The organism is Gimesia chilikensis (assembly GCF_007744075.1).
Taxonomy (GTDB): Bacteria; Planctomycetota; Planctomycetia; order Planctomycetales; family Planctomycetaceae; genus Gimesia; species Gimesia chilikensis_A.
The window spans coordinates 6,962,257-6,987,471 of sequence record NZ_CP036266.1 but is presented as its reverse complement, the minus strand read 5'-3'; the positions used below and the strand labels follow the sequence as shown (position 1 = coordinate 6,987,471).

16 protein-coding genes are annotated in these 25,215 nt (G+C 53.2%); 1 reads left to right on the top strand and 15 read right to left on the bottom strand.

Going from position 1 to position 25,215, the window contains the following annotated elements:
• Window positions 1–113 precede the first annotated feature (113 nt).
• From HG66A1_RS26390 to HG66A1_RS26350, 9 genes are all read right to left on the bottom strand, one after another.
• Window positions 114–2,063 (bottom strand): recombinase family protein, encoded by a 1,950-nt coding sequence (locus HG66A1_RS26390; protein ID WP_145191326.1) that lies wholly within the window; start codon window positions 2,061–2,063, stop codon window positions 114–116.
• Between the two features lie 305 nt (window positions 2,064–2,368).
• On the bottom strand, window positions 2,369–3,616 hold the full coding sequence (locus tag HG66A1_RS26385) for a BatD family protein (RefSeq protein WP_145191323.1): 1,248 nt from the start codon (window positions 3,614–3,616) through the stop codon (window positions 2,369–2,371).
• A complete protein-coding gene (locus HG66A1_RS26380) occupies window positions 3,613–4,200 on the bottom strand; it encodes a tetratricopeptide repeat protein (protein WP_145191320.1) in 588 nt (195 codons plus the stop codon). The genes HG66A1_RS26385 and HG66A1_RS26380 overlap by 4 nt, the downstream gene beginning before the upstream one ends.
• Window positions 4,197–5,120 carry a VWA domain-containing protein gene (locus HG66A1_RS26375; RefSeq protein WP_145191317.1) on the bottom strand — a complete coding sequence of 308 codons (924 nt, stop codon included), beginning with the start codon at window positions 5,118–5,120 and terminating at the stop codon, window positions 4,197–4,199. The genes HG66A1_RS26380 and HG66A1_RS26375 overlap by 4 nt, the downstream gene beginning before the upstream one ends.
• Complete coding sequence (locus HG66A1_RS26370; RefSeq protein WP_145191314.1) at window positions 5,117–6,154, bottom strand: VWA domain-containing protein; 1,038 nt, start codon at window positions 6,152–6,154, stop codon at window positions 5,117–5,119. Before HG66A1_RS26370 ends, HG66A1_RS26375 begins: the two co-directional genes overlap by 4 nt.
• Before the next feature lie 3 nt (window positions 6,155–6,157).
• Window positions 6,158–6,625: a DUF4381 domain-containing protein gene (locus tag HG66A1_RS26365; protein WP_145191311.1), complete on the bottom strand. Its 468-nt coding sequence runs from the start codon at window positions 6,623–6,625 to the stop codon at window positions 6,158–6,160.
• Window positions 6,622–7,542 (bottom strand): DUF58 domain-containing protein, encoded by a 921-nt coding sequence (locus tag HG66A1_RS26360; protein ID WP_145191308.1) that lies wholly within the window; start codon window positions 7,540–7,542, stop codon window positions 6,622–6,624. Before HG66A1_RS26360 ends, HG66A1_RS26365 begins: the two co-directional genes overlap by 4 nt.
• 9 nt (window positions 7,543–7,551) lie before the next feature.
• Window positions 7,552–8,511 (bottom strand): AAA family ATPase, encoded by a 960-nt coding sequence (locus tag HG66A1_RS26355; RefSeq protein ID WP_145191305.1) that lies wholly within the window; start codon window positions 8,509–8,511, stop codon window positions 7,552–7,554.
• 125 nt (window positions 8,512–8,636) lie between these two features.
• Window positions 8,637–10,208 carry an arylsulfatase gene (locus tag HG66A1_RS26350; protein ID WP_232106679.1) on the bottom strand — a complete coding sequence of 524 codons (1,572 nt, stop codon included), beginning with the start codon at window positions 10,206–10,208 and terminating at the stop codon, window positions 8,637–8,639.
• 471 nt (window positions 10,209–10,679) lie between these two features.
• On the opposite strand from HG66A1_RS26350, the gene HG66A1_RS26345 reads away from it, so the two are divergent.
• Window positions 10,680–14,984, top strand: coding sequence for a PAS domain S-box protein (locus tag HG66A1_RS26345; protein ID WP_145191302.1), 4,305 nt, complete (start codon window positions 10,680–10,682; stop codon window positions 14,982–14,984).
• A 34-nt stretch (window positions 14,985–15,018) separates the two neighbouring features.
• On the opposite strand, the gene HG66A1_RS26340 is transcribed toward HG66A1_RS26345, so the two are convergent.
• The 6 genes from HG66A1_RS26340 to nrfH form a co-directional block, all read right to left on the bottom strand.
• Entirely contained in the window at window positions 15,019–16,608 is a 1,590-nt protein-coding gene (locus HG66A1_RS26340; RefSeq protein ID WP_145191299.1) for an alkaline phosphatase D family protein, read from the bottom strand.
• A 225-nt stretch (window positions 16,609–16,833) separates the two neighbouring features.
• Window positions 16,834–18,285 (bottom strand): DUF1501 domain-containing protein, encoded by a 1,452-nt coding sequence (locus HG66A1_RS26335; RefSeq protein ID WP_145191296.1) that lies wholly within the window; start codon window positions 18,283–18,285, stop codon window positions 16,834–16,836.
• A 5-nt stretch (window positions 18,286–18,290) separates the two neighbouring features.
• On the bottom strand, window positions 18,291–21,674 hold the full coding sequence (locus HG66A1_RS26330; RefSeq protein WP_145191293.1) for a PSD1 and planctomycete cytochrome C domain-containing protein: 3,384 nt from the start codon (window positions 21,672–21,674) through the stop codon (window positions 18,291–18,293).
• A 36-nt stretch (window positions 21,675–21,710) separates the two neighbouring features.
• A complete protein-coding gene (locus HG66A1_RS26325) occupies window positions 21,711–22,958 on the bottom strand; it encodes a neutral/alkaline non-lysosomal ceramidase N-terminal domain-containing protein (protein ID WP_197996820.1) in 1,248 nt (415 codons plus the stop codon).
• A gap of 149 nt (window positions 22,959–23,107) precedes the next feature.
• Window positions 23,108–24,487, bottom strand: coding sequence for an ammonia-forming cytochrome c nitrite reductase subunit c552 (locus HG66A1_RS26320; RefSeq protein ID WP_145191291.1), 1,380 nt, complete (start codon window positions 24,485–24,487; stop codon window positions 23,108–23,110).
• 41 nt (window positions 24,488–24,528) lie between these two features.
• Window positions 24,529–25,029 (bottom strand): cytochrome c nitrite reductase small subunit, encoded by a 501-nt coding sequence (gene nrfH / locus HG66A1_RS26315; RefSeq protein ID WP_145191288.1) that lies wholly within the window; start codon window positions 25,027–25,029, stop codon window positions 24,529–24,531.
• Between the last annotated feature and the right edge of the window lie 186 nt (window positions 25,030–25,215).

Sequence of the window (25,215 nt, the reverse complement as noted above, 5' to 3'; positions counted from 1 at the left end):
ACTGCTGTTTGGGCATGCCATACTGTTTCTCCTTAATTCTAGCGCACAAAAATGCCCCGTATCCAATAATGAAACGGGGCAAAGAAAGTCCATGAGTTTATTTAACTTGAAATTCAGATCTCACCAGCATGTGGTAGAGGGTTAAATTGATAACGTGGGTGCTTATGTCGGATTAGCTTTCCAGTTCCAGGAGGCTCTGTAATCGGTATGTAAGGATCGGTTATTCCAAGAGAATCCATTTGGCGTTGTAGTGCCATAGCGTATTGCACCGCCGTGTCTGTGATGCCTAAACTTTCTGCAATCTCTTTAACCGTCTGATTGTTATCCCCCGCATTGGCTTGACGCATCTCCACAACCACTTCTCTATATGCATTTCTTTGGGGCGAATCAAATAAGTCTACTGTCAAAACACGTTCCAGTGGTTTTTGAAGCGTATCGCGAGTGCTTGAGTTCTCAAGTAGTCCCGCAATAAAAAGACGAAACTGTGCACGAAGAACTATTTTTCCACCATCACAAAGTTGATAAGGGAAAACTACTATTTTAGGAATCAGTCGCTTCATCAATATTCTGAATTCCCAACTTTCTTGGTCGAGGTGAAGAAGATTTGTTCTTGCCAGCTCTTTTAGTTCAAATATATCAGGTATTTCTACAGTCGAATGAGGTTTATCTTTAATAGAAGAAAGTTTAAGTTGATTTTCTTTAAGTTCAGTTTCAACTCGACTTAAATCTTGGCTAACCCGTTCACTACTGTTACCAGAGCGAATGTAGTTGAGAAGGTTTTCTATTACTTGCTCTTGTCTCTGAATTTCACTTTCAAGCTGACTCTGTTTTTTTACCAAATCTTGATCTAGCCTTCTGGCCTCATTCTGGACATTTGCCAGGAATTTCTGATCAAAATCCGGTAACTGTTCAATTTCAGTTAAAATTGCAGAAAGAATTTTTTCAGTGGCAAGTGGTCCATCGATTGTAACACCATTCCAGCAGGAATGACCTCGAGCACCGTCGCACATCAAATGATCTTTTTGACCATGACCACCAAATACGTATTTGTGACCACATATACCGCACTCAACCATTTGTCCCGGAAAACGTGTTCTTTTTTTTGAGACGTTTTTTCGGGTATCTTTCCCGTTTTTGCCCTTTCGACAGTATTTCTTATTACGGGTATCAAGGAGCATGATGAGCCTGTCATAGCGATCAGGAGCTATGAAAGCTAGATGAGGACAATTCCTCCTAAGTATTTCTTCCGGAGGGGAATTTTCAGACTTTCGTCGGCCTGTCCGATTGACTCGTTTAGACTTCTTTTTATTACGAACGCGTTCGCCTTTCAAGATTGGATTGTATGTCACCCGTCTTACCATCTTGCATGACCACTTGTCTGAACGAGATCCTGGACCGAGAGGTATCTTCTCCCTATTTAGCCAGTCGGCAACATCAGAATATGAGGCTCCGTTTTCCAACATTGTGAACCAGTGTTCGTAAATGGCTTCTGCTTCTGGATCTTTATAGACGTCTTGATCTGTCTTTGTGCCATCAGGCTTGATATATCCAAATACTAGAGTTTGGATTATCCCACCATTAATAAATCGATTTCGAAGACTTCGCCGTATTCTGTCGGAAGTATCCCGGTTGCTTCGTTCGTGATGCCAGGTAGATAAGAATGCACTATCTTGCCAACCATCTTGCGAAGTATCTACTTTATCGTTTAAAGCGATAAGTCGAGTACCATAGTCTTCACATAGTTCACAAAGGTCATAAGCTCGCCTTCTCCGGCAAATGCGTCCCAAATCTTCACAAATCACAACGTCTAAATTTCTTGACTCTATTAAACTTTCGATTTCGAAAAGTTCAGAACGATCTAAGTATTCTCCGCTCCCTTGACTTTTGATACTTATAAAATCAATTGGGCCATCATAATTCTGCTTGATGTACTGCTTAAGTAATGCCTCTTGATCATCAAGACTAAGCTCGTCTTGACTTTCTTTACTGATGCGTTCTACACCCAATACATGCAAGACATGGTTATCTCGTGGGGTAAATGAAGTCGTGTTTGTAAAGCTCATCTCTAACACCTCTCATTCAGATAGTGATTGAGGCGTGGAGAATTGATTGACACAGTGTGCCAAAAATGCTGATCATTCCTGATGATTCGTGAATATTATTGAATAGAGGTGAATAAACGTAACTTGTAGTCTCGAAAGAGCTTGTTGTTATAATCGTTTTGATTGAAACTACTTAGAACAAGCGGTTAAGAGTGTCCCGTTCTCTCCGTATTCAAAATAATGGTCGTTGTAAATACTTAGAAATAAGTGATTTGCGACGACCATTTTTTATTTGGTGACGGGCAAGGAATTGCCTCGTTGTGCCTTCATCTCGGGTTCAGCGCCGGCAACGCGCTCTGTTTCTTCAGACCAGACTTTTTGTCCGTTCTCTGATTCGCGCGAAAGGCGGCCGCCAGTCTCGCTCCCTGCCAGTCTGCCGACTGATTCACACCATACAACGCGCTCTGAAGTTCCTGCACCGCCGCTTTGAGTTCCGGGCTGATTGAAGCATCCGCTCCCCGGCAGTTCAGCCAGACCTGCCAGGCTCTTTGAGTTGCATGAGGATTATTGGTCCTGCAACCCGCCAGCAGCTTAGCCGCAGCCACGCGCTCCGGTGAATTCCAGTGTTGTCCGATCCAGCGCAGGCCGTTCCTCATTCGTTGTCGTTGCCAGTACATAAGAACGAGGCAAGTGCCGAGAACTGCCAACCCGAGATAAATCGATTTTGGGGAAGCCTCTGCAGGAGCATCAGTGACAGGAACGGCAGTCCCTTGCACTTCAAACGTCACCGCCGGCAGCGTCTGGGAGCCGAAGGTTTTCTTCTCCGGATCCCACCACTGATAGCGAATCGCCGGCAAGGTCCAGGTCCCCGCTTCCTGCAACTGATAGGTTAACGTATCAACGCGCGTCCCAATAAAAGCACCACGCTCCGTCTTGTCACTCACTGTCGGCTGCCCCAGGTAGAGCCGCACCCCCGCAGGCACCGCTTCAGGGGGAGGCGCCAGTGCCATCCCGGTCACATGGTCCGCTTCCTGGGTAATCGTTCGCTGAAACACGGCTCCCTGTTCCGTAGCGCCCGGCTGAGGATCCCAGCGTTCCTTAAGTTTGAAGGAGTCAGTAGTGACCAGAAAGTCCTGGGCAGAACTGCCCGGCGGTCGCTCGATTTTCACCTGGGCCGCGGGCACCTGCGCACTCTGATCATGCACCGGCCCGGTAAAACCATCTTTATGACTGAACCGCACTGTGAACTCCGGGATCGTTACGGTTCCGCTCTGTTGCGAAAACAGAGCGAAGTCATGCGTCTGCACGAACCAGGTTTTACCCTCGATCTCCTCGGAAGACACCACTGGGCTGCCCGTCTTAATAATCACTACCCGCGGAATCTCAGGCAGGGAAAACACCGCCGCTCCGGAAAACGAACCTGGAGCCCGCAACTGCACCGTAAAGGGAACCTGCTGCCCCACCCACCAGGTTTGCTCCTTGATCTTGATCGATGCCGGTTCTACCTCCGCAGCGACCAGCGCCCGCGACATCAGGCTTATCATTAACAGTATCACGCCAGAGAAAACTCTCATTCCGAGGCTCCTTCCTGCTGCAGTGCAGACTGATATGCAAATTTGGAGCGGAGAAAGTCAGCCGGGTTCGTCTGCACGCGTCTTAACCAGATCGCCTGAACGGCGTTATCCGATGCTGCCTGCTCCCCGGCAATTTGCGTATTCTGTCCCCCGCGTTCTTTATTAAGGTCGAACACCACTTCGTCGGCACCTTCCTGCTGATCGCCGAGGTCGCCCCCTTTCGTTTCCCTCAGTTTCGCCCGGGCTTCTGCCAACGCACGATTCTCCTCTGCTGCTTTCCAACCGGGACGCAGTTTCAACGCCCGCTCATATTCCGCAATCGCCTGCTCATATTTCCCCAGCAGCATCCAGGCGTTCCCCGCATTAAACCGCGCCTCGGGACTCGAACCCCGAGCAAAAGCCTGCGCCGCTTGTTCGAACTCTCCCGCCCGATACCAGGCCGCCCCCTGCCATTCAGGGTCCGTAAACGCTTCTGCCGCCTGACGATATTGTTTGTCTTGAAACAGACGCTGCCCCCGCTGGTCCGGCGTCAGCCACCAGCCCGTCCACGATAAGACAACGATCAACACCAGCGAGACTCTCATTGGACCTCCCTGCCGTTGAACTGTTTCTCACGACGGAACCCGGCCGCCACAATCACCGCCAGGAAAGGCACCAGCCAGTATCCCATTTCCTCCCAGCGCTGATCTTCACCAGCCACCCCGACCACCGACTTCCGCTCGGCTGCTTTCGCAATCGCGGTCACATCGGCATCGTCCGGCGTCAGTTCCACCAGGGAAGCCTGCACCGCCTCAGCCGCCCGTTGCAGGGAAGGATCATTCCGCAGTGCCAGAAACTGAATCGGAAACGCACCTTTTTTCTGTCCCGCTTTGACCAGTGATGCAGCATCGTCTGTCACGCTGTCTGCGATCACCAGCACCGTTCCGCCTGCATCGCCCCCCTTCAGGATCTCATCCGCTTTCTCCAATGCCAGATCAAGCCGATCTCCGGGTTCTGGCATGATCCCCGAACTGATCTGCGCCGCCATCTCGGCCACAATGGACGTGTCCCGCGTGGGAGGCAATACCAGATGCGCCGACCCTGCGTATGCAATCAGCCCCACCGGTTGTCCCTGGCGGATTCGAACCAGATCGTCCACTTTCAATCGAGCCCGTTCAATTGCTGACGGCAGCGGATCAGGCTGGTCCATACTCTTGTCCGCTTTGAGCAGAATCATCAACGGCGCTGCATCGGCGGCAAACGGATTCGGTTCCTGTTTCCAAGTGGGCCCTGCTATCGCGATCACCGCCAGCAGCCAACCGGCGAGCAACAACAGGGCCGAATAGTCCTGACGTGTCGAATTCCGCACGGTCATCGCCTGCAACAGTTCAGGAGCGATCTGTTCGCGCCAGCCCCGCAGCGGCGTCGTATGCCGACGCCAGAGCCACCACAGTCCGCCAACCAGCGGCAGCAGCCACAGCCAGCCTGGCCGAATGAAATGCAACTGGCTGAAGGTCTCCATCATGACACCACCTCCAGTTGACCGCTCGCCGGATTCACCCGCACTTCCGCTGTTTCTTGTTTCAAAGAGGTCTCGCTGCGGGCCCGCCAGACCGCCAGCACCTTCTCCAGCAGTGATAGAAACAGCGCCGCCAGCAGAAAATAATAGTACAGATCCCGCCGCGGACGATGACTGATCGTCTTCACTTCTCGTGTTTCGATCTGGTCCAGTTCCTGGTAAATCTGCTCCAGCTGCTTCCGGTCACCGGCAAAGAAATAAGATCCGTGGGCCACGCGGGCCACCTCTTTCAATGTCTCGGCGTCCAGCTTGTCTTCACCGGCGGTCGTCGGATCTCCCATCGCCACGGTATGAATCCGGATATCCCTCTGGGCGGCAATCCGGGCAGCCTCCACAGGCGGAACCTGGCTTTTGGTATCGTTTCCATCCGTCAGCGCAATCATGGTTTTGGCGGGAACCTTGCTCTCCTGAAACAGGTTCACCCCCAACCCGATCGCATCACCAAAGGCGGTCTGCGGCCCCGCCATCCCCACTTGGCATTCATCGAGCAGTGTCCGCACCAGCGACAGGTCGGTCGAAAAGGGTGCCTGCAGATACGGGGCGGAACCAAACACCACCAGTCCCACCCGGTCTCCTTTACGGCGGACCAGGAAATCACCCAATACCTCTTTCACTGCTTCCAGTCGCGTAATCGCCTTGCCGGCCGTGTTGACGAAATCCTTCTCGTCCATCGAACTCGACAGATCGACCAGTAGCAGCAGATCACGGGTCGGCTCTTCTTTCACGACAGGCGGCTCGATCCATTGCGGACGTGCCAGTCCGCATAGCACCAGTCCCCAGATCAGCGCTGGTATCAGCAGTTGACGAGACTGACTGACGGCGGCAGCCACGGGCGCCTGGTTCCGCATCACGGCCGTCAGTCGCTCCCCAAAGGGAACCCGCACCGCGACCCCAGTCGATTCCCGGGCCGGGAGAAAATATCTCACCAGCCAGGGCACCGGCAAGAGAGCGAAGATCCAGGGATAAGCAAAGGCTAACATGTTTTATCTTGATTCCCTCTGCGGCAGTTCGGGAAGTCGATGTTGTTGAATCCAGCCAGCGGCATATTGTTTCAGTCTCTCAATCTCATCCGTTGAGCCATCGTAAACACCCACCGTCAATTGCCGGGAAATCTGCTCGTCCATTGCGACAGGTGCGTGCGACGCCAGCCACCCGGGCCAGGCGGCTCCGGTCTGCGCTGCCACTTCCGCGCGAGGAACCACCATCAGCGCCGTCCGTCTTAACAGTTCAGATACTTCTAATACCGAATGCGCCTGTTCCAGTTCCCGCAGTGCCAGGCGACGATAGCGATTCGCCTTCCAGTGCCGCCAGCCCCGGTACGACAGATACAGCACCAGCCCTCCCAGCGCCGCCAGCACCACGTACCAGCCAGGCGCCGGGGGCCACCAGGGTATTGCATCCGGCAGCACAATATCGTGCATCCGGTCCAGGCTGGTTGCGTCGTTTTTCATGAGTGTCGCGCCCTGTGCCCCAGCAGAGAAAGCACCTGTGGGCCCGCGGGCAGTGACGTAGACACAGGCATCACAGGCACCTTCAGATTACGAAAGATTTTCTGCCATTCATCCACACGTTCCTGGAAGGCCTGTCGAAACTGGTCTGTAAAGGCAGCGTGACTGGGAATTTCCCACAGTTCTCCCCGGTCGGCTGCCAGCATGCCCGGTGCCCCGGAGAGCGTGGCCCCCAGCGGATCATAAACGGCGGCCACCAGCATATCATTGCGAGCAGAAATCAAAGTCGAAAGCCGACGCGTTTCCGCATCCGCACCATCCAGGTCACTGATCAGGACTACCAGGCAATCATGCTTCGCCACATGCAGGGCCTTCTCCAGGGCATTGTTTAAAGTGACACTCCCTTCCGCGCGCTGTTCGGAAGCCAGCCGCTGGTTCATGTTGACGATTTCATGAAACAGCCGCAGCACACGTGTCCGGCTACGATGCGGCCGGATCTCTACGACTTCACTTTCGTTGAACACCAGCCCCCCGACGCGGTCGCCCACTTCGAGAGAACGCCAGGCCCCCAACGCCGCCAGTTCAGCTGCCACTACCGATTTCATCGCCCGCCGCGATCCGAAAAACATGGGTAGCCGCTGATCCACTACAAACAGCACCGGCCGTTCCCGCTCTTCACTGAAGACCCGCACGTGTGGCGAACGAAGTCGAGCCGTCGCCCTCCAGTCGATCGAACGGACGTCGTCTCCTTCGTGATAGTGCCGCAGCTCCTCAAACGTTAGCCCCCGCCCCCGCAGACGCGAAGCATGTCGCCCCGCCAGCAACGAAGTGACCGGCTGCCGTGGCAGCAGCGAAAAGCCGCGCGCTTCCGCCTTCATCAGAATCAGTTCTTCGAGAGTAATCGAAACAGCAGCACTCATCGGCTGACCTCAGACGGCAACGACCGTTTTCAGGAGTTCTTCAATCACATCAGTCCGGGAGACCCCCTCCGCCTCGGCTTCGTAGCTCAGATGCACCCGATGTGCCAGGCACGCCGGTGTCACCTCACGAATATTATCCGGCGAGACAAAGTCCTGGTTGTTCAGCCAGGCATGTGCCCGCGCGGCCGCATCCAGGGCGATCGTTCCCCGCGGACTGGCTCCCAGGCGAATCCAGCTGGCCAGTTTCCCCTCCCGTCGCTCCGGGTTACGCGTGGCCAACACCAGATCGACGATATACTGTTCCGCCGCTTCCGCCACGTGGATTTCAAATACCTGCTTCCTGGCCTCGAAAATCACGTCCTGCGAAATGGGAACCGGTAACTTTTTTACTGCAGCCGCTTTTTCCTGGCGTACCAGCCGCATGATCGCCAGCTCATTCTCACCGATGGGATAATCCACATTCACATAGAGCAGGAACCGGTCCATCTGTGCCTCGGGCAACGGGTAAGTCCCTTCCTGTTCAATCGGGTTCTGGGTCGCCAGCACCAGAAACAGGTTCGGCAGTCGATGCGTCTTGCCCGCCACGGTGACCTGGCGTTCCTCCATCGCTTCCAGGAGTGAAGACTGCACCTTCGCCGGGGCACGATTGATCTCATCCGCCAGAACCAGGTTCCCAAACACAGGCCCTTGCTGAAACTCGAACGTCGCGTTCTGTTCGCGGTAGATTTCCGAGCCCGTCACATCCGAAGGCAGCAGGTCGGGGGTAAACTGCACGCGACTGAACTGACTTTCGATGAGACTCGACAGCGTTTTGATCGATCGCGTTTTTGCCGTGCCGGGTAAGCCTTCCAGCAACACATGACCATCCGCCAGAAGGGCAATCAGCAGCCGTTCCACCACAGCTTCCTGCCCCAGAATAGCGGCATTCATTGATTCCGAGATTTGCAGAATCGATTCACGCGGATTCATGCACGTTCCTTCAATCAGAGTCTGGCAGCATCCTGGATACTACCTGCTGGCAAAGAAAACAAAGCGGAACGCCTCGTGTGGACGCTCCGCTTTGAGTGTAATATCAACAGACTGGTAAGGCGAGCTTATTGAGCCCCGCCGGTCCCTTCCTGCAGTTTTTTGGCCACTTCATCCAGATTGAAGGAAGCCGGTTTCTGACGCGGAGGAAACTCTTTAAAGGTTTCCAGGAAGTTACCCGCGTATTGCTGCGCGGGAACCAGCAGGAAGGCATGGTCGAGCAACCAGTCATAATACGTATTCGACGTGATATTGGCCTGCTCGTACGGATCAGCTCGCAAATCAAACATTAACGGCAGACGCAGCGGCGTGAAAGGCTCCGCCCAGACTTTGAGGGTCCCCCGGGCACGCTGTTCCAGGAAGACCAGCTTCCAGTTCTCGAACCGCAGTCCGACCAGTTGGCTGTCGTCGTTAAAGTAGAAGAATGACCTGCGCGGCGATTTCTTTTCTTTGCCGGTCAGGTAAGGCAGGATATTGTACCCGTCCAGATGGACCTTGTAAGTCTTATTCCCCGCGCGATGCCCTTTCAAAAGCTCCTCTTTGATATTGCTGTCACCGGCAGCGGCCATCAGAGTCGGCAGCCAGTCCATGCCGCTCACAATCTCATTAGAGACTGTACCAGCCTTGATTTTGCCCGGCCAGCGAATCACGCAGGGCACCCGGAAGGCACCTTCCCAGTTCGAATTCTTCTCGTTCCGGAAGGGGCTTAATCCCGCATCGGGCCAGGAGTTTTTATGCGGCCCGTTGTCGGTCGTGTAGATTACAATCGTATTGTCCGCAATTCCCAGTTCGTCCAGTTTCTTGAGCAGTGTTCCCACCTGTTTGTCGTGCTCAATCATCCCGTCTGCATATTCCGTGCGAGCAGTCAGCCCTGGCTGATCGCGGTGTTCTTCTTTGACGTGCGTCCGGAAGTGCATGCGGGTCGAGTTCCACCAGCAGAAGAAGGGCTTTTCTGCTTTGGTCTGGCGTTCAATGAAATCAATGGCTGCAGACGAAGTTTCTTCATCCACTGTCTCCATTCGCTTTTTCGTCAGGGGACCGGTGTCTTCGATTTTGCCGTCCGCACTGGATTTGATCACACCCCGCGGACCAAATTTCTTGCGGAATTCGGGATCCCGCGGATAGTTGCGATTTTCGGGTTCTTCTTCTGCATTCAGGTGATATAGATTTCCCAGGAATTCATCGAACCCATGATTCGTAGGCAGGAATTCGTCCTTGTCACCGAGGTGGTTTTTTCCGAACTGCCCGGTCGCATAGCCCAGCGGTTTCAGTAGTTCTGCCAGGGTCGGGTCTTCGGCTTGTAATCCCAGATCCGCACCAGGCAGGCCCACTTTCGACAGCCCCGTGCGGTAGCTGCACTGCCCGGTAATGAATGTTGAGCGTCCTGCAGTACAGCTCTGCTCCGCATAATAGTCGGTAAAGATCACCCCTTCCCGGGCGATTCGATCGATGTTGGGCGTGCGGTAACCCACCAGTCCCATTGTGTAGGCAGAAACATTGGTCTGACCGATGTCGTCACCGAAAATGACCAGAATATTTGGTTTTTTCCTGGAGGAACTGTTCTGCTGGGCAAAAGTTTGAGTCACCAGCGTGGCACAGATCAATAAAGCCATTGATCCCCAGCGGCATAAACTCTTCATGGCGGATTCTCCCTGAGATGATTGGATTTGAAAAACGTCTCAAGTGCAAGTTCGGAGGATTGCTTATGATAAACAATTCTTTTGAGAGGCCTTTTGTTTTGAACTCGTACGAGATGTACAGATTTGCTTTATTCTAGACGGCTCATTTAATAATACCAATGAAAAAACCATGAATCTGAAAGCCTGAAGCTGAGGAGCATATTCTTTCGTTTAGCATCAATTGCAGGTGAATCCCTCAGGCACTTTTCAGAGAAACTGTGTCAGCAGAGAAATTCAACAGAATCCTGCCAGCAGACATAACAGTCACGGGTTTCAAGTTCTCTGTTTTTATCATCTCAGCTTAATTTCAGGGACGAAAGTAAATGATAGGGATCCCCACTGTAACTTCAGGAAATAACTGACCTCCCTTCTGATTCGCCACTTAGAGAAATGGTCTGTCGTCATCTGTCTGTAATTCCTTGATTATCAACCATGCATCATAGTTTTAGTTCTGACTCAAATGTCGGTGACTCAATCCAGGCCCGTGTCAAGGTTTCCGGGTGGGAAAATGCTGTTCGAACGCCTTTTCTACAGGCTGCTCTCGCCAGCTTTTTCCTGGTTCTGGTACTGGTTCTGTTTCAGAAGCAGTCAATCATACCGCAGTCAGCTTCCGAATCCGCGACTGCGATACAGCAACGACAGACGGTCAGTCAACTTCAGGTCCAGACTGCAGAAATCGTCAAGCATCTGCTGTTGTTGAGTAACCCGAAGCAGGCTGCCAGTAGCTATCAGCGACTGGACGAATTATTAAATCAGTGGAATGCTCAGCGTCATCAGCTCAGTCAGACGGTGGCAGGCTCCGCTTCCGCTGCCTCGAAGCTTGATAGGCAAATCAGCCCTCTCTTTGAGCAGATTACAGCAGACGTTCTTAAAGTGCTGTCGGGGCAACAGAGTCCCGAGGCCATGTTGCCTCGGGTTCTCACCAGCGAGCAGAAATTGATGCCCCTGCTGGTGAAATTTCAGTCTGTCTTACCTGATGCTGACCAGGCGCAGACAGGCCAGGCGGCTTCTGTTTCGCATCACTGGTTTTTCTGGCTGGTATTGCCAGTCACAGCCTATGCAGCCAGTTTCTATCTGTTGACCCGTGTCCGAAAGCGAAAGGACAGCCTGGACAAGAGAGAAACGGATCTCGATTTACGCATACAGAATCTGAAAAGCAATCAATCCCAACTGGCTGCGTCAATCTCGGCTTCCTTTCATGAAACCTGGTCCTGGACTGAGCAGACCAATGAATTCTGGTGCTCCAAATCATTCTGGCGCGTGTTCGGCTACACAGCAGAGTCAGAGTTTCCCCTCGCTCAGTATGAAGTATTTCTCAATCATCTGGGGGCGGGAAACAGAGAATCCTGGGAAGCAGCGATAGAGCGACATTTGCAGGAAAGTAAACCAATCGATCTTAAAGTTCGCACCCGGAATCAACTGGGGTTCTCCCGCTGGGTGCGAATCCAGGCCCAGGCCTTGAACGGAGAACGGGAGGGGCAGCGGACCCTGATCGGAACCGTCGAAGACATTCATGATTATCAGCTGACGAAGATGCAGCTCAACCAGAGTGAAAAGCTGTTATCACGTGTTGGCGAAGTCGCTAAGATCGGTGGTTGGCACCTGGATCTCGAAACGCGGGAATTGTTCTGGACCCAGGAGACGTATGCGATCCATGAAGTCGAGCCGGGATATCGTCCTTCCATCGAGACTGCGTACAGTTTTTATGCACCTGAGGCACGTCCCGTTTTGCAAAGTGCGCTGGAACGATCGATCGAAACCGGGCAGTCCTGGGATCTCAAGCTCCCCTTCATTACAGCGAAAGGGCGACATATCTGGGTGAGAGCCCAGGGGGAACTGGAATACGAACAGGGGAACCCCGTACGCCTGGTGGGTGCTTTTCAGGATATTACGGAAGAAAAGCAGCGCGAAGCGGATTTTCTACTCCTGCAGTATGACGAATACACTTCGCGTGCGCATCTGGATGGCGTCATCCGGGCGGCTACGGAAGTCTCCATCATTGCCACCGATCCCGAGGGGATTATCACGCTGTTCAGTCCCGGAGCCGAGCAGTTGCTGGGGTATTCAGCCAGGGAAATGATTGGCATTCAGACTCCCGAATTTTTTCATCTTGCAGAAGAAATTGAAGAACATGCCCGGGAATTGACTACTGCACTCGGACGTAAGATTGAAAATTTTGAAACCTTTATCGCACTGGCGCAACAGGGAGATTCTGACAAGCGTGAATGGACTTATGTCTGTAAAGACGGCAGTCATCGAACCGTTGAACTGACGGTGACAGCGATTCGCGATCAGTATCAGCAAATCGAAGGCTTCCTTGGAGTCGGCATCGACGTTACTCTACAGAAACAGAATGAAAAACAACTGTCGCGACTGGCAACGGCAGTCAGTAAGTCGACGAATGGTGTTGTGATCACCGATGCCCAGGGACATGTGGAATGGGTCAATGACCGGTTTACACAGATCACCGGCTATAGTCTCGAAGAGGTAATGGGGCAGTGCCCTGGGGCGATGCTCCAGGGAGAAAAAACGGATTCCCGGGTGATCGAGTACATGTCGCGAAAGATTAGCGCAGGAGAGAGCTTCGAAACAGAACTGATTAACTATCACAAGTCAGGAGCAGAATACTGGGTGCATCTTAAAGTTGATCCGATCCTGGACGCCGATGGCAAACTGACCGGTTTCATGGCCATCGAAAATGATATTACGGAGCGCAAGCAGGCGGAACAGGAACTGTTGGACAGCCGGGAAAAAATCCGCCGCCTGATTGATGCCCTGCCTGTCGCTGCATATACGTGTAATACCCAGGGACTGATTACCTATTACAACCAGGCAGCAGCCGATTTCTGGGGGCGGGAACCACAGATCGAAAATCCGAATGACCGGTTCTGTGGTTCGTTTAAATTATTCGGCACTGATGGAAGTCCGATTCCGCATGAGAAATGCTGGATGGCACTTGCTCTGAACACTGGGAAAACTCTTCACGGTGGTGAGATCGTAGTTGAGTCTGAGGACGGCAGTCGCAAGACCGCGCTGGCACATGTCAGTCCGCTGTTCAATTTCGAGGGGGAACTCACTGGTGCGGTAAATGTACTCGTAGATATTTCCGATCGTATTGTTTTGGAGAAGTCGCTCAGAGAAGCAACAGTGCGGCTGGAACTCTGCCTGAAAGTGCTGGATCAGCATGCGATTGTGGCTGAGACCGACCTGAATGGTACTATCCGTCACGTGAATGAAATGTTCTGCAAAGTCAGTGGTTATACCGAAGCAGAATCCATCGGGCAGACACACAGCATCGTTAATTCTGGAACTCATTCCCGGGAATTCTGGAAAGAGGTGTTTCGCACCATTGCCGCGGAAGGCATGTGGCAGGGGGAAATCTGTAATCGGCGTAAAAATGGTGAGCCCTACTGGGTCGATACGACAATCGCGACGATGAAGGACGGAGAAGGAAATCCTACGGGCTATCTCGCGATTCGAAACGACATCACCGAACTCAAACAGGCACAGGAAGCAGCGCTGGCAGCGTCTCAAAGTAAAAGCGAATTCCTGGCTAACATGAGCCACGAAATCCGCACGCCTCTAACGGCGATTCTGGGATATGCCGATCTGCTGAAAAATGATTCAGAGTTCTCAACATCACCGCGAAAACGGGATCAGGCAGTGAATACTATCCAGGAGGCCGGCAACCATCTGCTGACCGTTATTAACGACATTCTGGATCTCTCCAAGATTGAAGCCCAGAAAGTCCAACTCGATTACACAACAACCCAGGTGTTCCACATTCTGGATCATATCGAGAGTCTGCTGCGTCCCCCGGCGACGGAAAAGGGAGTGGAGATGGTGACACGGATTCAGAATCCGATTCCCGATCTCATCAAAAGTGATCCCACACGACTGCGTCAAATCCTGATGAATCTGGTCGGGAATGCAGTCAAATTTACTGAGCAGGGACAGATTCAACTCATTGTAGAACTGTCTCAGCAGGGCGATATATCGTTTCTGCAATTCGACATTCAGGATACCGGTCCCGGGATGTCTCCCGCTCAGGCAGAGAAAATATTCAATGCCTTTTCCCAGGCCGATACCTCAGTCACTCGGCAGCATGGAGGAACCGGGCTGGGGCTGGTGATTTCACGGAAACTGGCTCGACTGATGAATGGTGAGGTCTCGCTTGTCTGGACCAGGCAAGGAACCGGAACCTGTTTTCGTCTGCTACTTCCCATAGAGACCGTCGACGAAACCAGGTATAGCACCTCTCGTTTTCAGGATGAGCCCGAACAGACTGAGCATAAAACATCACCCGCACCGCTCGCACTTCCCGCAGGTACTCGTATACTGCTCGCTGAAGATGGTCCCGACAATCAGCGGCTGATTTCTTTCCTGCTCAAGAAGAAAGGGGCCGAAGTCGATGTCGCCGACAATGGAGCGATTGCACTGCGCAAGTTTCAGGAAGCCGAACAGGCAGGACAACCCTATCAGCTTCTACTGACAGACATGCAGATGCCTGAAATGGATGGCTACACTCTGGCCAGAACGCTTCGTGCCGAAGGTGCAAAACTACCCATCGTAGCACTCACTGCGCACGCCATGGCCGAAGATCGACAGAAGTGCCTCGACGCAGGCTGCGATGATTACCTCAGTAAACCAGTCAACAGCAAAGTACTCGCGAAAACGCTTCTGCACTGGATTACACTGCAGACGCCGACTGAGACCGAGCCTCCTTCGGTGCTCTGATCTCAGTCGAATGTCAGCATAGCGGATTGGGCACTTAAGCCGGTTGTGCTCCCGGAGTACCCGCTTCGACTACAAATGCAGCCCGCGGAGTGACATGTCCCCCGGGACGGGTAACATCATCCACAACCATGTAATCGCTGATCCAGTTCTTGGGAGTCACAGTGCAGCGGACATAGCCACGTTCGGAGTTCTGAAACTGCACGCAGGGGTTGTGTGAGAGAATGTCAGCGTGCCCTTTGCGCTTCTGCACACCGTTCCCACCACTGCTGATAGAGGTTCCTACAAATTCAGTCGCCACGACAGGTGTTTCGGGCTTGCGGTCATCCACGCGCAGATTATTCACCCAGTTGGAATGAATGTCACCGGTTAATACTACCGGATTAGGGACACGGCGATCAGCCATGAATTGCAGCAACTGCATCCGTTCATAGGCACTGCCGGGCCACTGGTCCATGGAATAGACCCGCTCTGCGTCTTTCGAAGAGAAACTCACCATGCCCATCATCACCTGCTGGGCCAGAACGTTCCAGGTCGCATCTGAACTGATCAGCTGGGACTGCAGCCAGTTTCGTTGTTTACCGCCCAGGAGCGAATTGCTGCGTGCCATTGCTGATTGATTCAGCGGAGATTTCTTATCCCCATTCGGCTGATCAGAACGATACTGACGTGTATCCAGCACAAAGAAATCTGCAAGTCGTCCAAAACCACCCTGGCGATAAAGCTGCATATGCGGTCCCTGAGGCAGGCAACCAGGTCTCAGCGGCATCATTTCGTAGTATGCCTGGTAAGCGTTGGCCCGTCTGAGTAGATAGTCAATCGGGTCGGCATCCAGTTCTTCGGAGACATCAGCGGCACAGTTATTATCAAATTCATGGTCATCCCAGGTTACAAACCAGGGACATTTGGCATGCATGTTGTGCAGCAAGGGATCGGCGCGGTACTGGGAGTGGCGAATCCGGTAATCACCCAGTGATTCGATCTCGGGACCAAAGTGTGTGCGGATCTTGCCGTTTCTGCCAGACTGATATTCGTAGATATAATCACCCAGGTGGAAGACCAGGTCCAGGTCGTCCTGGGCCATCTGTTCGTAGGCGGTAAACAGTCCCTGTTCATAGTTCTGACAGCTGGCGAAAGCAAATTTCAGCTGGTCTGGCATCGCGGTGGTTTCAGGCATCGTCCGCGTGCGTCCCACGGGGCTGACGGCATCGCCTGCCTGGAACCGATACCAGTACCAGTGATCGGCTTTCAGGCCTTTCGCTTCCACGTGCACGGAATGCCCGAGCTGTGGAGTTGCCTGGGTCGTGCCTGAAGCTACCAGCTTCTGAAAGCCTTCGTCTTCCGCCAGTTCCCATTTGACTTCGATCGGTTGGGGACCTAACCCGCCGTGGGGCTGTAGTGGTTCGGGAGCGAGGCGGGTCCATAAAATCACACTGGTCGAGTCCGGATCGCCGGAAGCGACACCCAGCGTGAATGGATCTTTCTGGAAAACGGGAGAGGGATTCGCCCAACTGGCCCGACCCAGTAAAGGAAGAGTCGACAGCGCTGCACCATAGGAAAGAAAGAGACGACGGCTGATACCGTTCTCTGCTTTAACTGCTTCATTAAGCCGTTTGTAATCGAACATACGTAATATACCTGTTTCAGTGGAATTAGCGGGTGGGAATTATATGAATGTGTCTGCGTTGATCACGCGTAATGGGAACGGCAGATGCGACGGAGGATTTACCGTGGACGACCTTCCGGGATGGATACTTAGATTTTAAGGTCGCTGAGAGGGGCCCGGCAACTCAAGAGTCATTGAAAACAGATTCGAATCTGACATTTAACTGGAACTTCATGGATCACTACTTTAACTCAGTATCTCCTGGATTACATGTCCGTGCACATCGGTCAAACGGTGGTCACGGCCCCCATGTCGAAACGTCAGTGCTTCATGATCCAGTCCAAGTTGATCCAGAATCGTCGCATGGATGTCATGAATCGACAGTGGGTGTTCGACGACCGCATTTCCAAATTCATCGGTCTCTCCGAACGTGATTCCCGGTTTAAAGCCACCCCCGGCCAGAAACAGACTGTAACCGTTGACATGATGATCACGACCACAGGTCGGCGTGACTTTCGGTGTATGGGGAGTCCGACCCATTTCACCTGCCCAGACAACCAGAGTTTCGTCGAGTAGACCACGTCGTTTCAGATCGACAATCAGCGCCGCCACGGACTGTTCCGTAATTCGCGCATTCTTCTCATGGTTTTTCTTGAGCTGCCCGTGTTGGTCCCAAGGGCTGTTATTGCTGTCGAAACTGGGACACGTGATCTCCACAAATCGGACTCCCGCTTCGACAAGCCGCCGGGCCCGCAGCGCCTGGGTTGCGTAGTAGTGCTGATGTTCGTCGGTCGAATCCACGCCATACTCGCGCTGGATGTAAGCAGGCTCCTGACTGATGTCGGAGACTTCAGGAACCAGGGTCTGCATACGAAATGCGGTTTCATAGTTGGCGATCGCACTCTCAATGGGTGAAGCTGCCGAGGCTTTGTCCGCAAAGATCTGGTCCTGTGCAGCCAGCAGTTCCAGTTTACGCTGTTGTAGCGATAGTGAATCACCCGGCCGGATGTTGTCCACGGGTACGCCTTTCGCGCGTAACTGCGTTGCCTGATGTGTAGCGGGGAGAAACGAACTGCCAAAATTTTCCAGGCCTCCATTCGGCACCCAGTCGTTATTCAACACGACGTAGGCGGGAAGGTTGCGGTTCTCGGTACCCAGTCCATAAGAAACCCAGGCCCCCATGCTCGGTGCCTGTCCGATAATCCGCCCCGTGTGCAACAACAGATTCTGTTGACCATGCAAGGGCAGTTCTCCCACCATAGAACGTACGACACACAGTTCGTCAGCCACTTGAGCCAGTTGCGGAAACAGATCGCTGACCCAGAGACCGCTCTCACCCCGTTGTCGGAATTTCCAGGGACTTCCCAGCCAGACCCGACCGGCGCTCGATTGAGATCGCTTGGAAACGGCGCCTGCCCCGATCGGTTTCCCTTCATGCGTTTTCAATGCCGGCTTGGGGTCGAAGGTGTCCACGTGACTGGGCCCGCCATCCATGAAACAAAAGATGACATTTTTGACACGCGGCGTATGGTGGGGCGGCGTTGATGGCGGTGCTGCCTGCAATCGATTCTGCTCACACAGCAGACCTGCCAGTGCCAACCAGCCAAAACCGGCACTTGTCTGCTTGAGGAAGCCACGGCGGGAATTGACGGGCAATGCCCCCGGGCAGCAACTGTAACGGAATGATGAGCTCTGCATATCAGTTACCGGTAATAAATGAATTCTTTGGTATTAAACATGGCGTGAGCCACATGCCGCCAGACTTCTGGATTCTGCAGCAACCCGCTCTGCTCACGCGTCCCTCCCAGTTCTCCAATCAACGCTGTCCAGCGTTTGACTTCACTCGCTTCGGGATGGCGTCCATAGGCAGTCAGAAACATCTGCTGTAACCGTTGTTCCACTGTTTCACTTGAATCAGTAATCAGACGCTTCGACCATTCCTCTGCCTGACTGATGACAAACGGATCGTTCATCAAAATCAAGGCCTGGTTGGGCACATTAGTGACATCCCGTTTGCCGGTGGGGAGTTTTAAATCCGGCAGATTAAAACCAACCAGAAACCGGGGAGGATCCATGATCGACATCCGCAGATAAATCGAGCGCCGACCTGCACCATCCAGGGGACCATCGAACAGTCGTTTCGCAGGATCGGGTTTTGATCGGGGCACTTCGATTGGACGACCATACAACCGGCGGTCCAGACTGCCGGACACCGTCAGCAGAGAATCGCGAATCGCCTCGGCTTCCAGTCTGCGGGTCGGGTAGTGATGCCATAAATGGTTGTCTGCATCGAAGTCTTTCGACTGCTCAGACACGGTTCCCGACTGTTGAAATGCCTGCGTCAGTACCAGCCTGCGTACCAAGCGTCTGGTTGACCAGCCATCTGCCATGAATTCCTGCGCCAGGTAGTCCAGCAGTTCCGGATGCGTGGGTTGTTCGCCCAGGTGCCCGAAGTCATTGGGGGTTCGGGCAAGACCTTCACCAAAGACCCACTGCCAGACTCGGTTCACATAGACGCGCGCAGTCAGAGGATGTTCCGGGCTGACCAGGTACTCTGCCAGTTCCAGTCGACCACTGCCCGGGCTCTGAGGAACCTGATGTCGTCCGGCAAAAACTTCCAGAAAGTCAGGCGGAATCAGTTTTCCGGGATCATCAACATTCCCCCGAATATTGAGGGGATAGGAAATCTCAGTCAATCCACGTTCATCCATGCTGTTCGCTGTATGCGCGAACTGGATTTGCGATTCGATCAGGCGGTACTCCGTGACCAGTTGCTTGAGACGCGAACCCGTGTCGGCATGATTATCCAGCAGCCGGTTTTTCAGCAGCCAGTTGATCAACGTGACATCACCATCCTTCGGTTGATCCTGACACCAGCGTTTCACGCTTCCGGTCAGCCAGGCTGCGATGCGCTGGCTGGCCTCAAACTGATTTTTTGGAACGGTCTGATCATATAGTGTAGCGAAGTGAGCCTGCTCATCCGCGGGTGTTCCCGGTTGATCATGGCTGACAATTTCCGTCACACTGAACCAGCTCCGTTTATCAAAACCAAAATCCTCCGCAGGCAGCAGTTTGCCGCCGGCCCGGGTTTTTCCGGTCCGGGGTGGAAAATCGGGATTCAGATCGCTGGTTGCGATTTCAAACATCATCCGCTGAATTCCATTCACCAGCGGACGATCAGCGAAGGTCTGCCAGGCTGGCTCGCTTCGATCAAAGAAGATCACATTCTCAGTTTGAAACGCATTGTCCGGTGTGCGGAGAAAACCGCTCCACTCACCGCCAGCCACATTCAGGCTGACCATCTTTCCCGGCAGCTTTCGCTCAGACGGTGGTCGGATCGCCCCCGGTAATTTAGAAGAGAGTGCATGTGTATGATATCCACGGGGCAGCAGTTGCTGGATCAGTTGCTCTCCCTCCAGGGAGACTAAAGGCGTCCCTTCCTTGACATATCCAAACTGAATGCCGTCTCCTTCGACCTGCCAGCCTTCAGGAAAACCAGGTTTTGAGAAGTCCGTCAGTACCTTAAAACGTTCTTTGTTCTGTCGACGATGTGTTTCACTGGCAGTGCGCCAGGCTGCCTGCAGTTGCTCCCAGTTGGGTTTGATTTCAGCTGGCGTGGAGAATTTCAACAGTTGATTAGCCAGCCAGGCGATGTCCCCTGCTTTTAATTTGGGGGACTTCTGTTCTTTTTCTGTAGTCAGTCCGAGTGCTTCGCGCCAGATGCGGGAACGGGAGTCTTCAGCAGAGGGATCGAGGGCTGTCGCCAGTTCCGAAGTGAACTGCTCGGCCTGCTGACTCCAGACCAGTTTTAATTCCTGCTGGATTTCATTTCGCAGTGTTTGCAACTGCCCGATCAGTACATCCTGTTTCCCCGGGGCATCAATTACGCGTGACGTCCAGCGGGGTGTCATAAAGACTGCTGCCATCGCGTAATAGTCGCGTTGGGAAATGGCGTCCAGCTTATGATCGTGACAGCGGGCGCAGGCAACAGTACTCGCCAGAAACGCTTTCGAGAAGGCATCAATCTTATTGTTGACCATCTCCTGGTGAATGCCGTTAAAATTAATGCTGTCGCCGTGGCGATGTTCGCCCATATGGTAGAACATCGGGCCGATCAGGCTTTCCTGAAACCCGCTCTGCCGGTTAATCCGGGGCTTCGATAACAGGTCGCCTGCAATCTGCTCACGCACCAGTTGATCAAAGCCCACGTCCTCGTTGAATGCGCGAATCAGATAATCGCGGTACTCCCAGGAACCTTTGGCCGGGTTATCCCATTCGTAACCGTAAGTGTCCGTGTAACGCACGACGTCCATCCAGTGCCGGGCAAATCGCTCCCCATAATGAGGCGATGCCAGCAGCAGGTCTACCAGTCGCTCGTAGGCAGCCTGACGATCCTGTTTTGCTGCTGAGACGAACGCCTCGACTTCTTCAGGTGTGGGAGGTAGTCCCGTTAATACAAACGAAAGTCGCCTGATCAGTGTTCGCGGACTCGCAGATTTGGCGGGTTGTAAATGTGACTTCTGCAACTTCTCTAACAGGAAACGATCTACGGGCCGTTCAGACCAGTCGTTGTTCGTCACGATGGGAGGCGTGACCTTCTGCAGTGGTTGCAGACTCCACCACTGACGTCGTTTTTCGAAGATCGCTTTCCAGGAGAGCGAGGCGGCCTCATCGACGCTCGGCGGTTGATCTCGAGAGTCTGGTGCTCCCAGCTCCACCCACTTCACAAAGTCAGCGATGACCTCCTCAGACAACTTCTTCCCTGGCGGCATCTCAAATGATTCATGTCGGAGCGCATCGAGTAACAGGCTTTGCCCGGTCTGATGCGGAACCACCGCAGCGCCCGATTCTCCCCCACTGCGAATCGCCTCACGACTGTCAACACGCAGTCCCCCTTTGATGTCGGTGGTTGATGCAGAATGACATTCGTAACAATGCTCGATCAGCACCGGTCGGATTTTATTCTCGAACAGTTCCAGACCGGGAGCAGGCTTCTCGGCCTGTACAAGACTGGTGACGGCCAGCGACAACAGTATCAGACTGAGTGTCGCGACTCTCTGCGAAAATGTTCTGCAGGCTGGGTACATGCAGTTCTCTCCCGAAGGAAACAGGCCGATGTCGGTTTACTTTGATTCCTGGGTAGTCAGGCTTTCGTTCAGTTCGAGTACCTTTCCGATGATGCGTTCTTCCACATCGGGTTTATAGGGACGACTCGCTTCATAGCCCCCCTCCAGCAGCACTCGTTTACTGGGAATGTAACCGGAATAGACGTTCGAATAACCGGCGACCCAGATCGCGGGGCCCTCTTCCTCATACAATTCCTGTTTGATACGCAGGGCATAGTCGACGACGACCTCCGTACCCAAAGCCACCAGCGTCAGATCCTTCCCAAACTGTATCACCTGCACCGGGTAATCCCAGGGCTCTCGTTTCTTCTCGGGCAGGTACTCCAGTTCGACAGTGCCGAAGGCGGCTTTCAGCGGACCATGCAGCTTGTGCTGATGCAGCAGACTCCGCTGGTTGACCTCCAACGCTGCCTCGACCGCGGTTGCCAGTGAGCGTCCATGTTTCTGAGCATAGTGCAGTTCGCTGCGGGGATATGGATTCTGGTCACCGCCGCAGCCCATCATGAACAGGGCTGTCACGCCGGGGTGATCTTTCTCAAAATATTCCTGTGCGAAACCGGCATAGTCTCCCAACCATTTGCGGAAGCCCATCGTCGTATTGTGACAGGCGTAACCGAACATCACTGCTTTCAGATTCCCCTCAGCATCATCGACCCGCAGAACAGGGACCTGATGATCCACGCGTCCATCGGGATTGGGATGATTACGATAGCCGGTCGCGGTTGGCGTGCGGCGGTTCATAGCGACTGAACAGCGGGCTGCAGACCAGCTGAGCTGTGCCGGTTGCAGGTTTTCAATCGCCTGTCCAATGGTTTTCACCAGAGTCGTAGACAACTGGTTGTAATATTCCTGGGCGTCATCGCGACCGTAGGCCGGGCCGCAATGCGTGTGTGAAGCATTCATAAGCAGCGCTGCAGGATCGAGTTTATATTTATCCTGCACCTGGCTGGTCACATCACTTCTCAGACGATCGATTACACCGATCAGGTCGAGTGTCAGAAACACCACCCGATTCCCCTGCTGGTCCTCTACCGCGAGGGCTTTCGCATACAGGTCCTGTTCGGTGCCTTCTGCTGGTTCTTTCCGTCCCGCATAACCTGCCATCTTTAAAGGTTTGTCAGGCGTGATCTTTGCGGAAGCGGCCCCCGCCTTCCATTCCAGAGTCTTCTGAGTTGCGGATTCACCAGCGGTGGCCAGTGGAGAAAGCATGAAAACAAGCACGAAGCAGAGCGAGAGTCGGTACATGCTGATCGTTTCCTGGTATCAGGTGAGGGCTGGTGCGATCTGAGCCGGGGCTGATCGCGGAGTGATGGATACCTTCGATGGTACCCGGCACATATCAGCCAATCAACATGCGTTGTGCGATTTTGATAAATAAGATTTAGAAATGTGATTCAGTCCTGTGCGGCCTGATGCAGCACATTCTGTCCTTTGCGGGAGTAGTTGATCGACTCGCCCAGAATCCAGGCTGCCTCCTGACCTGCATGGAAACCAGAGGAGTTCTCGGCTTCGACATAGTCGACATAGAAGGTGGCTTTACGTTGCCACTGCTGGGCCTCCTTGAGTTTCTCAGCAGAGATCCCTTTCTTCTTCGCAGCGTTAATGTCATTGACCAGATCGATCACACTGTCCAGGGCAACCTCCACCAGTTTCTGATGACGGGCCTGAATCATTTCCGTGCGGGCAATCAGCTCTTTATCGTCTGCTTTATGACAGGTGCCACAAGAAGCATTCACATTCAGTAATGGACTGCGAATATGATGATCGCTGATCTTCATCGCTCCCACCCGTTTATACGCCATATGACAATCCGCGCAACTGACACCGGCCCGTGAATGAATGCCCTGCGACCAGAGCTCGAATTCCGGATGCTGAGCTTTCAGCATCGGCGCTTCTGTTTCCGCGTGCGTCCAGTCTTTGAAGTTTTCTTCTTCGTAATACTCGTAGGCGGCATCGACCGTGAGGCCTTTCGCCCAGGGATAGGTCAGCCGTTTTTTATCCCCTTTGAAATAGTATTCCACGTGACATTGTCCACAGATGTAAGACCGCATTTCCTGCCGCGTGGCGTCACGATTGACGTCATAGTCTTCAATTCCCTGCGAGGCTTTATAGGCAGCGATGCCTTCCATGAACGCGGGGCGGGTGATTCGCAGTGCCATCGTCTCCGGTTCGTGACAGTCGATACAGGCAACGGGATGCTTCACATGATCTTTCGCCTGCATGTAAGGCATGGTGTTGAGTTTCTCAAACCCTGCCATGATGTCCCCATCTCCAAGTTCCTTCATCGGGACGTATGTGGAAGCGTGACAGTGGATACAGGTCCCGGGTTGACCGACTTTCTGGCGTTCGGTATAGAGTTGATCGGTCAACATAAAGGCATGGCCTCGTTTTTCGCGATAATCTTTTGAGAAGGCATACCCGGCCCACATCTGTTTCAGTTGAGGAATGCGTTCTAATTTACTCCGTGAAACAAAGTCGCGCGGGTCGGCATCGGTCGGTGCCTGCGGAATCGCCTCACTCCCGCCATACGTGGTTTGTACCATGTCGGCTGTTTTCAGATAGTCATCGTATTGCAGCGGAAAGTTTTTCCCCCAGACTGCGGGATCAGTGGTATTATCATCGATCTCAACCACCCGCATCACTGTTGTACGGGCTTCCTGCTTGCGCTCGAAAATATTCGTCAGCAAAGCCACCACTCCAAAACAGAGCGCTGCAGAGATAACAGCCACCAGTAACAGAGTGGACAGGGAGATTTGTCTGTTAGACTTATTCATAATACGGTTCCACGAAATCGGGATCTCAAATCAGATTTGACTCAGGTATCGTGCCCCACACTGGAATGACAGCGAATACATGCATTGGATTCCAGTCGCTCGGTTTTGTCGTTTTGCAATTCACCAATCGCGTTGATGTCGATCTGGTGCACTAGATCCTGGTGGCAGTTCCGACAGGCCTGCTCAGTGACACGTCGGTTGTAATCGGTAATCCTCAGGTTCTCTTCGAAGTCACCCGTTGTGAACGCCAGCGAATGGAAAAAGCCGTTCCGTGCCTTGCAGTAATACTTCGAGGCAACACCGTCGTGCGGTGCATGGCAATCGTTGCAGCCCGCGAATTTCCCATGCGAGGATTTCAGCCAGGCATCAAAGTGCCCCTGCATCACATGACAGTTCGCACAGGACTGGGAATCGGCTTTGAGATAAGAGGCACCTTGTGCGTAGCCGAATGTGAATGTACCAACGCCCACGAGCCCACCGATCAGGATGGCAATCACAATCAGTAATACCGTGGTCAGACGGGGGCGGGTTAGCTTTTTCATGACGGAGCGGAGTCGTGAAATGAATAGATGAAACAGATGGCGTCAGCTGAAGTTCAGTGTCGCGGGATTATCTCAAATTGCAAGTGGTATTTGAAATTTCTTTACAAATCAACACTTACATGTTTTTCGCAAGAAAAATGAATCTGCCCAGCTACACCCGATTATGGGGGACCGTTATGATAGTGA

Coding starts and splice junctions, on each gene's coding strand:
- HG66A1_RS26370 (WP_145191314.1), bottom strand. CDS start 6,154: ATGTTAGCCTTTGCTTATCCCTGGATCTTCGCTCTCTTGCCGGTGCCC.
- HG66A1_RS26350 (WP_232106679.1), bottom strand. CDS start 10,208: ATGAAGAGTTTATGCCGCTGGGGATCAATGGCTTTATTGATCTGTGCC.
- HG66A1_RS26380 (WP_145191320.1), bottom strand. CDS start 4,200: ATGAGAGTCTCGCTGGTGTTGATCGTTGTCTTATCGTGGACGGGCTGG.
- HG66A1_RS26345 (WP_145191302.1), top strand. CDS start 10,680: ATGCATCATAGTTTTAGTTCTGACTCAAATGTCGGTGACTCAATCCAG.
- HG66A1_RS26325 (WP_197996820.1), bottom strand. CDS start 22,958: ATGTACCGACTCTCGCTCTGCTTCGTGCTTGTTTTCATGCTTTCTCCA.
- HG66A1_RS26330 (WP_145191293.1), bottom strand. CDS start 21,674: ATGTACCCAGCCTGCAGAACATTTTCGCAGAGAGTCGCGACACTCAGT.
- HG66A1_RS26340 (WP_145191299.1), bottom strand. CDS start 16,608: ATGTTCGATTACAAACGGCTTAATGAAGCAGTTAAAGCAGAGAACGGT.
- nrfH (WP_145191288.1), bottom strand. CDS start 25,029: ATGAAAAAGCTAACCCGCCCCCGTCTGACCACGGTATTACTGATTGTG.
- HG66A1_RS26355 (WP_145191305.1), bottom strand. CDS start 8,511: ATGAATCCGCGTGAATCGATTCTGCAAATCTCGGAATCAATGAATGCC.
- HG66A1_RS26385 (WP_145191323.1), bottom strand. CDS start 3,616: ATGAGAGTTTTCTCTGGCGTGATACTGTTAATGATAAGCCTGATGTCG.
- HG66A1_RS26390 (WP_145191326.1), bottom strand. CDS start 2,063: ATGAGCTTTACAAACACGACTTCATTTACCCCACGAGATAACCATGTC.
- HG66A1_RS26365 (WP_145191311.1), bottom strand. CDS start 6,625: ATGAAAAACGACGCAACCAGCCTGGACCGGATGCACGATATTGTGCTG.
- HG66A1_RS26320 (WP_145191291.1), bottom strand. CDS start 24,487: ATGAATAAGTCTAACAGACAAATCTCCCTGTCCACTCTGTTACTGGTG.
- HG66A1_RS26375 (WP_145191317.1), bottom strand. CDS start 5,120: ATGATGGAGACCTTCAGCCAGTTGCATTTCATTCGGCCAGGCTGGCTG.
- HG66A1_RS26335 (WP_145191296.1), bottom strand. CDS start 18,285: ATGCAGAGCTCATCATTCCGTTACAGTTGCTGCCCGGGGGCATTGCCC.
- HG66A1_RS26360 (WP_145191308.1), bottom strand. CDS start 7,542: ATGAGTGCTGCTGTTTCGATTACTCTCGAAGAACTGATTCTGATGAAG.